The following is a 10102-nucleotide window of genomic DNA, read 5'->3' as shown; positions in this document are numbered from 1 at the left end:
ATCCGCGCTTGACCAGCTGGGTCGAGGAGACGATCGAACAGACACTGACCTTCTTCCGATTGCCACGCCAGCATCACAAGCACTTGAAATCGACCAACATGCTCGAACGCCTTAACGAGGAAATCAGACGCAGGACCTACGTGGTGCGGATCTTTCCAAATGCACAGAGCTGCTTGCGCCTCGTCAGAGCGCTCGCAGTTGAAACCCACGAAAATTGGATGGAGGCCAACCGTTACATCAACATGGACGATCTACGGGAGCACAAAAAGCTCGCTATGCGCCAAGCCGCATGACCGCTCAATTTGCTGAACTTGACGCACATAACCTGGGCTCGGATCCCTGGTGAGGCATCAGCCGCTCTTTCACCTCCGGGCCATGTCGGCTCCATTGCCATTTCTCCCTCATCGCGCCTGTGGCTTCGTACCTGATGCGCCAGATCGGCGTCTCCCTCCCAGCCTTGGAAATCTTACAGCGGTTCTACGTCAATACCCTCCGGGACGGAGATGGCACTTCGGTTGCCGCTACGGCTCCCATCAGGAGCCCTGTCGTAGTTGGAATAGCAGTTTCCGGAGTAGCCCCGATGCGATGGATAGCCGCAGTCACGCCGCTATATTCAGGTGCTTTCAGCTACGGGGAGGGATGATGGAAGATGCCGTGAACCGAATTTCAAGACCGGTTCCTTAAACCACCCGGACACTCTTCCATGTAGTTGATTTGACGCGGTTTTCGGAGCCGGCGCCTCTGCTGCTGTCTCGCTATCGCGGTTAACTCCGGCCATGCAGCGTTTAAAGCCGTTCTGGCGCAGCCGGGTTCTATCGGCTCAGCGGATTACGACGGAAAGGAAGCTCCCTTGCCGACCTGCCTGCCGGGTGCGCGCGAGGGTGTTCTTTAGAGTGTTAAATTAGTGACTTATTAACCATATTAATTAGAATTGTCCCTATCTCGGCGAAATGCTTCGCAAATTCGCCATGAAAGCCGCATGATTAAAGTCTCGTTAGGTTGGTGGGACTAGGGGTGTCTGGCCCAGATCGGGGGCAGATTTCTTAACCATAACGGTCTTGAGCGGCGTGGGACATATGAAAAGAGACTACGGGGCGGGGTCATTCGCAACGGGAATGCGATGGGTTGGGCTGTCGCTCGTCTGCGCAACGGTGACGGCTTGTGGCACGGCGCCGACTCCGACAAAACGCACTCACGGCAAGGAATATTTCTCGGAGAAGGAATACGGCGTTAGGGCCAGTCCGCGCGTCGCCACCGGCAACAATATCCCGAAGGGCGGCGGCCGTTATATCGTTGGAAACCCATATGTGGTGAAGGGTAAGTGGTATTACCCCAAGGAAGATTTTTCGTACAGCAAGGTCGGAATTGCTTCATGGTACGGCTCGGCCTTTCATGGTCGCCTGACGGCAAACGGCGAAGTTTATGACCAGATGCACCTTTCCGCCGCGCATCCGACGTTTCCTCTGCCGAGCTACGCACGTGTGACGAATACGGAAAATGGTTCGTCAATTATCGTTCGTGTCAACGATCGTGGCCCCTATCACGAAGGGCGCATCATCGACCTGTCCAACAAGACGGCGGATATGCTTGACCTGCAGCATAGTGGTACCGGAAAAGTCCGCGTCCAATATGTCGGCCGTGCCCGTATGGATGGTCACGACATGCCCTACCTGATGGCCTCCTATGTGCCGAAGGGCAGCCGCATCCCGGGCATCAACCCGGGCGGCGGGCAGATCGCCACCGGCGTCATGGTTGCCTCCAACAGCAAGCGCATAACCGCAGACCAACTCCAGAGCTTCGGGGGCTTCACGCCTGAACCGGAGAGTGTCCCGGTGCCGGTCTCGGCGACGTCCTATGCCGGCTCGACCCCGAGCGCCAGCTACAATGCCGCGCCCGTTCCGACACCGATGCGCTCTCCATCCTTTGGCGGCGTCGCACCGCTGGCGGAGCCGACGGCCGGGCAGATGGTCGTTCTGCCGGAATTTGGTCCTTTGCCATATGAACGTCCCTATGGAGGGCAGCGTTCGCTCGCAATGGGGTATCAGGAAGAGGGTGCCAAGACCGTTACCGTCGAACTCGCTTTCGATGCAGTGATGGTTCGCAACGACGGGCTCACGCAGGACTCCATCCTGGCATCGTTCAAGCGGCAGAAGGCGGCCGCCGTGCACGGCGAGTAACGGCGGCCATTGCGTCGCTCTCGGTCCGCCGTTAGCATCGTCAAGGTCGCCCGAGCTGTGGGGTTTTCGGTGTTGAAGCGTTTAGTTCGCCTCTGTGTTTGTCTTCTGCCTTTTGCAACGGGTGCCGTTGCCGCGACAAGTGATACCAACGCGTCATTTGCTACCAAGGCAGCGCAAGCCTACATGATCGAGGCGTCCACCGGCACCGTGCTTCTTGCCAAGAACGAGAATCAGACCTTCTCGCCAGCGTCGCTCGCGAAGCTGATGACGGTGGATCTCGTCTTCGATGCGCTCTCAAGGAACCAGATCACACTCGATACGCAATATCCCGTTTCCGAATACGCTTGGCGAACGGGCGGCGCGCCGTCGCGCACGGCGACAATGTTTGCTGCGCTCAAGTCGAATGTCCGCGTCGAGGATCTCATCAAGGGCGTCGCCATTCAGGGCGCCAATGACAGCTGCATCATTCTCGCCGAAGGAATGAGCGGTGGTGAGCCCGCCTTTGCGGCGGCCATGACGCGGCGCGCCAAAACGCTCGGCATGGAGCGGTCTATCTTCGGGAATTCGACCGGGCTGCCTGACGGCAAGAGCAAGACGACTGCGCTTGACATGGTGACGCTGGCCGCGGAACTGCGAAAGTCCTACCCGAACCTCTATCCCTATTTCGCGCAGCCCGATTTCGAATGGAACAGGATCTTCCAGCGCAACCGTAACCCGTTGCTCGGTTTTGGCATGGGGGTTGATGGCCTGGCGATCGGCTTTGCCGAGGGAGAAGGGTATTCCATCGTCGCTTCAGCCGAACGCGACGGCAGGCGGCTCATTATGGCACTGGGCGGCATTGCCTCCGACAAGGAGCGCACCGAAGAGGCCAAACGCGTGCTCGAATGGGGGCTCACCGCGTTCGAGAGCCGTCAGATTTTCGCGGACGCTGAGGTGATTGGCCAGGCCAGCGTCTACGGTGGGACGTCGCGCAGTGTCGATCTCGTGGCGAAAACACCGGTGAGCGTCTATATCCCGATCAACAATCCAGAGCGGTTATCGGCGCGCATCGTCTATCGTTGGCCGTTGATGGCCCCTGTGGAGGCAGGTCATGAAATAGGGACGCTGCGCATCTTTGCGGCTGGCCGCCTGTTGCGTGAAGTGCCGCTTTATACGAAGGAGACCGTCGCGGTCGGCTCTTTGAGCAGCCGCGCCGTCGATGCTCTGATGGAGCTCGGCGAAACGTTGCTGTTCTCCTGGCTGTGGGATAAGCCCGAACCCACGTGATCGCCATGTTCGCCGTTCAGGGTGAGAGTTGTCGCCGGGCGGTTTCGCTTTTCGCCGCCTTCCGGTAGATGTACAGCAGTGGTGCAGGCGAGCGCCGTAATGCAGGAAGTAGTCATTGCCATCCGGTACTGGATTGTTCGTAACGTTTGAAGGCGGGGAGGGTGCGGGAAAGTCGACGCAAATCCGTCGCCTTGCCGAGGCTCTTCGTGGTCGCGGCTACGAGGTGCTGCTGACGCGAGAACCGGGCGGGTCGCCAGGTGCGGAAGCCGTGCGTCATGTACTTTTGTCGGGTGCTGCCGAAGCCTTCGGAACACGCATGGAGGCAATCCTTTTTGCAGCAGCACGCAATGATCACGTAGAGGAAGTCATTCGGCCGGCTCTCATGAGTGGCAAGGTCGTTCTTTGCGATCGTTTCATGGATTCTTCCCGCGTCTATCAGGGTGTGACCGGAAATCTCGAATCGGAATTCATCGAGGCGCTGCAGCGCGCCGCCGTCAACGGCATCGTCCCGGATTGCACGCTGATCCTCGATCTGCCGGCACGGGCAGGTCTGGAGCGTGCCCGCAGGCGCGGTGCGGCTGGCGATGTGAGCCCCGATCGCTTCGAGAAGGAAGAGCTGGAAACCCACGAGAAGCGCCGGGAAGCCTTTCTCGATATCGCTGCCCGGGAGCCCAACCGTTGCCGCGTGATCGATGCGATGCAGACCGAGGAAGCCATCGCCGCGGAGATTGTCGAGATCATCTGGCAACGTCTGTCGCATCCTGCTGCGGCCAAGGTGGCGGAAGCAGCTCATGAGTGATGAACGGCCGGGATTACTCGACGGCGCCATTTGGCCAGCCGAGAACATGAAGCTATTTGGTCATGAAGACGCCGAGGCATTCCTCGCGCAGTCATACCGCTCGGGCAAAGGCCACCACGCAATCCTGCTCGAGGGGCCACCGGGTATCGGCAAGGCAACGCTGGCATTCCGCTTTGCAAACCATGTCTTGACCCATCCCAATCCGGCTAGTGCGCCGGAGCTGCTGGCGGATCCCGATCCGGCCTCGCCGGTGAGCCGCCAGATCGCCTCGGGCGCATCGCATAACCTGCTTCACCTGGCGCGGCCCGTTGATGAGAAGACGGGGAAGGTCAAATCTGCCATCACGGTCGATGAGGTGAGGCGGGCAGGGCGCTTCTTCTCGCAAACGTCGGGCACCGGCAATTGGCGCATCGTCATTATCGACCCGGCCGATGACATGAACCGCAATGCCGCGAATGCGATTCTGAAAATCCTTGAAGAACCGCCGAAGCGCGCCCTGTTCCTGCTCATTTCGCATGCGCCCGGCAAGCTGCTGCCGACAATTCGCTCGCGCTGCCTGCCACTGAAGCTTGCGCCGCTTGAAGACGGCGCCCTCGGCGCGGCGCTCGCGCATCTCGGCATCGAGGCCGGCGATCCCGACCTGTTTGCGGCTGCGAACGGCAGCGTGGGCGAAGCGCTGAAGCTGGTGAACTATGGCGGCGGTGAGATCATCGAGGCTTACAACGAGGTTCTGCAAGCGCAAGGAGCGTCTGCCCGCAGGGCGATGCATCGGCTGGCGGATGCGCTTTCCGGCAAGGATAGCGATACGATCTTTGATTTCTTCACCAGCCATGTCGCCGAAGATCTGATGCGCAAGGCACGGGCCGCTGCGATTGCGGGCCAGGTTGCTGCAGCCGAGCGGCTCGCCCGCCTGCATTCCGACATAGGCGAACGACTAAGCGTTTCGGACGCCTACAATCTGGATCGCAAGCAGACGATCCTCAGCATCCTCGGAGACATCAAGCAGCCCGGTCCTTGATCAGGTTACGAGCAGCTTCCATGCGACAACGGCAAGCGTCAGCGCGAGTACAATGCGGATGGTCCGTTCATGGAGCTTCGGTGCGATCAGGCTGCCGGCGATGATCCCGGGGATCGAGCCCACCAGAAGGGCAAAGAGCATTCCCCAGTCGATCTCGCCGATCATCCAGTAGCCCATGCCACCGATCAGCGTCAGCGGCACTGCGTGGACGATGTCGGAGCCGACGATCTCGCGAACATCAAGGCGCGGGTAAAGCACGAGCAGCACCGTCACGCCAAGCGCTCCTGCTCCCACCGATGTCAGGGTCACGAGGATCCCGAGCACCAGGCCAAGCACGGTCGTCCAAATGGCGATCGTGATCGGCTTGGGCGATGAGCGCTCCCCAATGGAGCGAAGCGCAAGTGCCAGGACCTGCTTGCGAAAGACCAGCATGAATGCGGTCATGACAAGCAGCCAGCCAAGGGCTGTTGTGATCGTGTGGGCGACGTCGACACTCTTGCGGTCGACACCTGCCATCAGCCAGAGCATCAGCAGGGCGGCCGGAACGCTGCCGGCAGCAAGACAGCCGACCACATGCCAATTCACCCTGCCGTGCATGCCGTGCACTGCCGTTCCGGCCGTCTTGGTGACGGCGGCGTAGAGCAGATCAGTTCCGACGGCTGTGGCTGGATGAATGCCGAAGACAAGCACCAGCAAGGGCGTCATTAGTGATCCGCCGCCGACGCCTGTGATGCCGACAAGAGCGCCGACGAAAAGCCCCGAGAGCGAATAGAGGGGGTCGAAACTGGAAAGGGCTGTCAAACGGTCAACCTCGAGCCTGCGCGTGAATGATGCTGCGGAGTGCTGGAGATGTCACGTTACTGATGCCCCGTCTTTGAGTTTTCTTTGGGTAGAATGCGCCTAAAATCGAGTCAAGTGCAGGACGCCCGCGATCGGCAAATCGCCGATGCTTTCGAAACTTGGTGTTTCGCTTCGCCATGACATGCGCTAAGAGCGGCTGACAAATTTTATAGAGTAAGCCGGACAAGAATGGCCGCCATGACAGACAAGACACCCTTCTACATCACTACCGCGATTTCCTACCCGAACGGCAAGCCGCATATCGGCCATGCCTACGAGCTGATCGCGACGGATGCCATGGCGCGCTACCAGCGCCTCGACGGCAAGGATGTCTTTTTTCTGACCGGCACCGACGAGCATGGCCAGAAGATGCAGCAGACGGCGCGCGCCGAAGGCATCTCGGCGCAGGAGCTTGCCGATCGCAACTCCGGCGAATTCGAGTCGATGGCAAAACTTCTTAATGCGTCGAATGACGATTTCATTCGCACGACGCAGGAGCGTCATCACGAGACTTCGCGTGACATCTGGAACCTGATGGCCGAGAACGGCGACATCTACAAGGATTCTTATGCAGGCTGGTACGCGGTTCGCGACGAGGCTTACTATCAGGAAAACGAAACCGAACTGCGCGCCGATGGCGTACGCTACGGACCGCAAGGCACGCCTGTGGAGTGGGTGGAAGAGGCAAGCTACTTCTTCAAGCTTTCGGAGTATCAGGACAAGCTGCTGGCGCACTATGAAGCCAACCCGGATTTCATCGGACCGGCCGAGCGCCGCAACGAGGTCATCTCTTTCGTCAAGTCAGGGCTCAAGGATCTCTCGATCTCGCGCACGACCTTCGATTGGGGCATCAAGGTACCGGACGATCCGTCACATGTCATGTATGTCTGGGTCGACGCCCTGACCAACTACATCACCGCGACCGGATACATTGAAGACAAGAATGGCCCCCGGGCGAAGTACTGGCCGGCGGACGTTCACATTATCGGCAAGGACATCATCCGCTTCCACGCGGTCTACTGGCCGGCCTTTCTGATGTCGGCGAAGCTGCCGCTGCCGAAGCGCGTCTTCGCGCACGGTTTCTTGCTCAATAAGGGCGAGAAGATGTCGAAGTCGCTCGGCAACGTCGTCGATCCGGTCAATCTCGTGAATCATTTCGGCCTCGATCAGGTGCGCTACTTCTTCCTGCGCGAAGTTTCCTTCGGCCAGGACGGCAGCTACAGCGAAGAGGCGATCGGCACCCGCATCAATTCCGACCTCGCCAACGGCATCGGAAACCTCGCCAGCCGTTCGCTGTCGATGATCGTCAAGAATTGCGACGGCAAGATCCCGGAATGCGGTCCGCTGACGGATGAAGATAAGACCATGCTGGCGCAGGCCGACGCGCTGCTCGCTTCGACCCGCGACGATATGGGCAAGCAGCTCATCCATCGCGCGCTGGCCTCGATCATAGCAGTCGTTTCGGAGACCGATCGCTATTTCGCAGGTCAGGAACCCTGGGCGCTGAAGAAAACAGATCCGGCCCGCATGGGCACCGTGCTCTACGTGACCGCGGAGGTCGTTCGCCAGATCGCGATCCTGCTGCAGCCCTTTATGCCGGGATCTGCCGGCAAGCTTCTGGACCTCGTCGCGGCGCCTGCGGACAGGCGCGACTTCGGGGCACTCGGCGAAGCAGGTCGCCTTGTCGCCGGCACGCCGCTCGAAGCACCGAAGCCGGTCTTCCCGCGTTACATCGCGCCGGAAGCGTGAGGACGTCATGCTGATCGATACGCATTGCCATCTTGATTTCGCCGACTTCGAGGAGGAGCGCGACGAGATCGTCAAGCGCGCTCACGATGCTGGCGTCAAGCAGATGGTGACGATTTCGACACGGGTGCGAAAGCTCGACGGGCTGCTCGCCATCACTGAGAAATATCCGTCGGTCTTCTGCTCCGTAGGCACCCATCCGAACAACGCCGGCGACGAGCTCGATATCCAGGCGGACGATCTCGTGCGGTTCGCCAACGCCCATGAGAAGATCGTGGCGATCGGTGAAGCCGGTCTCGACTATTTCTACGACACGCAGAAACCGGAAGACCAGAAGACCGGATTGCGGCGCCACATCGACGCATCGCGCGAGACGCAGCTGCCGCTGGTCATCCATAGCCGCAGCGCCGACGAAGACATGGCGGCGATCCTGACCGAGGAAACGGGCAGGGGGGTGTTCCCCTTCATCCTTCATTGCTTCTCGTCGGGCGCCGAACTCGCAAGGGTCGGCGTTGAACTCGGCGGCTACGTCTCCTTTTCCGGCATCCTGACCTTCCCGAAGTCGGAGGAGCTTCGCGACGTTGCCAGGACGATCCCGCACGATCGCCTGCTTGTCGAGACGGATGCGCCCTACCTCGCGCCGAAGCGCTGGCGCGGCAAGCGCAATGAGCCGTCCTATGTCGTGAACACGGCCGAGGTTCTGGCCGAGACGCTCGGCCTCAGCTATGCCGAGATGGCGCGGATCACGACGGAAAACGCATTCCGCATTTTCTCAAAGATGCCGAGGATCTGACAGCGTGGGTTACAGACGGCGTTTCACCATTCTCGGCTGTTCGTCGTCGCCCGGCGTTCCGCGCATCACCGGCGATTGGGGGGCCTGCGATCCAACCAATCCGAAAAACCGGCGTACCCGCGCGGCGTTCATGGTACAGCAATTTGACGACAATGGTGGCGTCACGACCGTCGTCGTCGACACAGGGCCGGACTTTCGCGAGCAGATGATCGCCGCGCGCGTCACTCATATCGACGCCGTCCTCTATACGCATGCGCATGCTGACCACATTCATGGCCTCGACGATCTACGCGGCTATTTCTACGGCGCGCAGCAGCGGGTTCCGATCCACGCGACGCCGGATACCATGGACCGCATTCGACAGGGTTTCGGCTATTGCATCGAAACGCCGCCCGGCAGTAACTATCCGCCGATCGTCGAAGCGAACGTTATCGAAAGCCTCGACGTGCCGCTGCGGATCAGCGGCGCGGGTGGAACCATCTCCATTTGGCCGCACCTGCAGCAGCACGGTGACATTCACTCGCTCGGCATTCGTGTTGGCGATGTCGCTTATTGCAGTGATATCAGTGACTTTCCACCTGAAACTGTCGAAAAGCTTCAGGAACTCGACGTTCTCATCATCGATGCCTTGCAATACCGTTATCACCCGAGCCACCTATCACTCGAGCAGTCGCTCGACTGGATCGATCGCCTGAGGCCGAAGCGGGCGATCCTGACCCATATGCATACGCCGCTCGACTACGACACGGTTATGGCCGAAACGCCGGATCATGTCGTTCCGGCTTACGACCAGATGAGCTTCGATGTCGAACTGGCGGAACTCGCAAGCGCCTGACGCCCTGCGGGATTTCACATCAACTGGCGTGGCAGCGTCCATCATACGACCGCGATCATGGTGACATCTCGAACCAGATGCTCGAGGACAGCGCCTTCGAATGGAAGGCGAAATCCGCGGTACCGTCCGGGCCACACAAACGCAACGCCAGAATGGCCTTCAAACGATGATCCCATAACAAACAGGCCATCTTCAGCAAACGCAACAAACACAGAACTGCCAGAAGTTCCATAATCTATCTTATCCGATTTATGGATGTAGCCGGGGTGGGTTCAAGGATGAAGTGCGACTTGCAATAGATAACAACAGTTTATCCCTTGCAAGGAATGGCCCATGAAGCGCACGTACTCCCAGATCGATATAGAGGAACGCCGGAAGATCGCTCGATGGCGAATGGCTGGTATCAGCGTTGACGTCATCGCCGAGAAACTCGGACGGCACCGTTCGACGATTTTCCGCGAGATCAGACGCAATGCGTTCGAGGATAAGCAGTATCCCGAGCTGAGCGGCTACTTCTGCGTGACGGCTCACGAGATTGCGTGCGAGCGTCGCGCCAAGCTGCGCAAACTCGCCCGGTTCTCGCATCTGCGTCAGTCGGTCATCGATCGCATCATACACGGCTGGTCGC

General features: G+C 59.6%; 11 protein-coding genes. 9 read left to right on the top strand and 2 right to left on the bottom strand.

Features of this window, described 5'->3' with window-relative positions; all coding sequences use genetic code 11:
• The 5 genes from BSG20_RS34050 to BSG20_RS34030 form a co-directional block, all read left to right on the top strand.
• A partial coding sequence (locus BSG20_RS34050; RefSeq protein ID WP_177309924.1) for a transposase occupies positions 1–293 on the top strand: 293 nt, incomplete at its 5' end.
• A 783-nt stretch (positions 294–1076) separates the two neighbouring features.
• Positions 1077–2177 carry a septal ring lytic transglycosylase RlpA family protein gene (locus tag BSG20_RS34045; protein ID WP_072382166.1) on the top strand — a complete coding sequence of 367 codons (1101 nt, stop codon included), beginning with the start codon at positions 1077–1079 and terminating at the stop codon, positions 2175–2177.
• Positions 2178–2246: 69 nt separating this feature from the next.
• The gene (locus BSG20_RS34040; RefSeq protein WP_072382175.1) at positions 2247–3443 is read left to right on the top strand and encodes a D-alanyl-D-alanine carboxypeptidase family protein; all 1197 of its coding nucleotides are present in this window, start codon (positions 2247–2249) and stop codon (positions 3441–3443) included.
• A 115-nt stretch (positions 3444–3558) separates the two neighbouring features.
• Entirely contained in the window at positions 3559–4242 is a 684-nt protein-coding gene (gene tmk, locus BSG20_RS34035; protein WP_024318886.1) for a dTMP kinase, read from the top strand.
• Entirely contained in the window at positions 4235–5260 is a 1026-nt protein-coding gene (locus tag BSG20_RS34030; RefSeq protein WP_072382167.1) for a DNA polymerase III subunit delta', read from the top strand. The genes tmk and BSG20_RS34030 overlap by 8 nt, the downstream gene beginning before the upstream one ends.
• Here BSG20_RS34030 and BSG20_RS34025 read toward each other — a convergent pair whose 3' ends face one another.
• Complete coding sequence (locus tag BSG20_RS34025) at positions 5261–6061, bottom strand: sulfite exporter TauE/SafE family protein (RefSeq protein WP_072382169.1); 801 nt, start codon at positions 6059–6061, stop codon at positions 5261–5263.
• A 237-nt stretch (positions 6062–6298) separates the two neighbouring features.
• On the opposite strand from BSG20_RS34025, the gene metG reads away from it, so the two are divergent.
• From metG to BSG20_RS34010, 3 genes are read left to right on the top strand one after another with little or no spacing between them, the layout of a single operon-like run.
• On the top strand, positions 6299–7849 hold the full coding sequence (gene metG, locus BSG20_RS34020; RefSeq protein WP_072382177.1) for a methionine--tRNA ligase: 1551 nt from the start codon (positions 6299–6301) through the stop codon (positions 7847–7849).
• A 7-nt stretch (positions 7850–7856) separates the two neighbouring features.
• Complete coding sequence (locus tag BSG20_RS34015; protein ID WP_072382171.1) at positions 7857–8639, top strand: TatD family hydrolase; 783 nt, start codon at positions 7857–7859, stop codon at positions 8637–8639.
• A gap of 4 nt (positions 8640–8643) precedes the next feature.
• Positions 8644–9474, top strand: a complete 831-nt coding sequence (locus tag BSG20_RS34010; protein ID WP_072382173.1) for an MBL fold metallo-hydrolase — start codon at positions 8644–8646, stop codon at positions 9472–9474.
• A 55-nt stretch (positions 9475–9529) separates the two neighbouring features.
• Here the strand turns inward: BSG20_RS34010 and BSG20_RS36890 are convergent, their stop codons facing one another.
• Positions 9530–9706, bottom strand: a complete 177-nt coding sequence (locus BSG20_RS36890) for a hypothetical protein (RefSeq protein WP_167371659.1) — start codon at positions 9704–9706, stop codon at positions 9530–9532.
• Positions 9707–9807: 101 nt separating this feature from the next.
• On the opposite strand from BSG20_RS36890, the gene BSG20_RS34005 reads away from it, so the two are divergent.
• A partial coding sequence (locus BSG20_RS34005) for a helix-turn-helix domain-containing protein (RefSeq protein ID WP_143147607.1) occupies positions 9808–10102 on the top strand: 295 nt, incomplete at its 3' end.

The sequence above is a fragment of the Rhizobium tibeticum genome (assembly GCF_900110205.1).
GTDB lineage: Bacteria > Pseudomonadota > Alphaproteobacteria > Rhizobiales > Rhizobiaceae > Rhizobium > Rhizobium tibeticum.
This window is presented reverse-complemented; position numbering and strand designations above follow the sequence as displayed.

Coding starts and splice junctions, on each gene's coding strand:
- BSG20_RS34045 (WP_072382166.1), top strand. CDS start 1,077: ATGAAAAGAGACTACGGGGCGGGGTCATTCGCAACGGGAATGCGATGG.
- BSG20_RS34030 (WP_072382167.1), top strand. CDS start 4,235: ATGAGTGATGAACGGCCGGGATTACTCGACGGCGCCATTTGGCCAGCC.
- metG (WP_072382177.1), top strand. CDS start 6,299: ATGACAGACAAGACACCCTTCTACATCACTACCGCGATTTCCTACCCG.
- BSG20_RS34015 (WP_072382171.1), top strand. CDS start 7,857: ATGCTGATCGATACGCATTGCCATCTTGATTTCGCCGACTTCGAGGAG.
- BSG20_RS36890 (WP_167371659.1), bottom strand. CDS start 9,706: ATGGAACTTCTGGCAGTTCTGTGTTTGTTGCGTTTGCTGAAGATGGCC.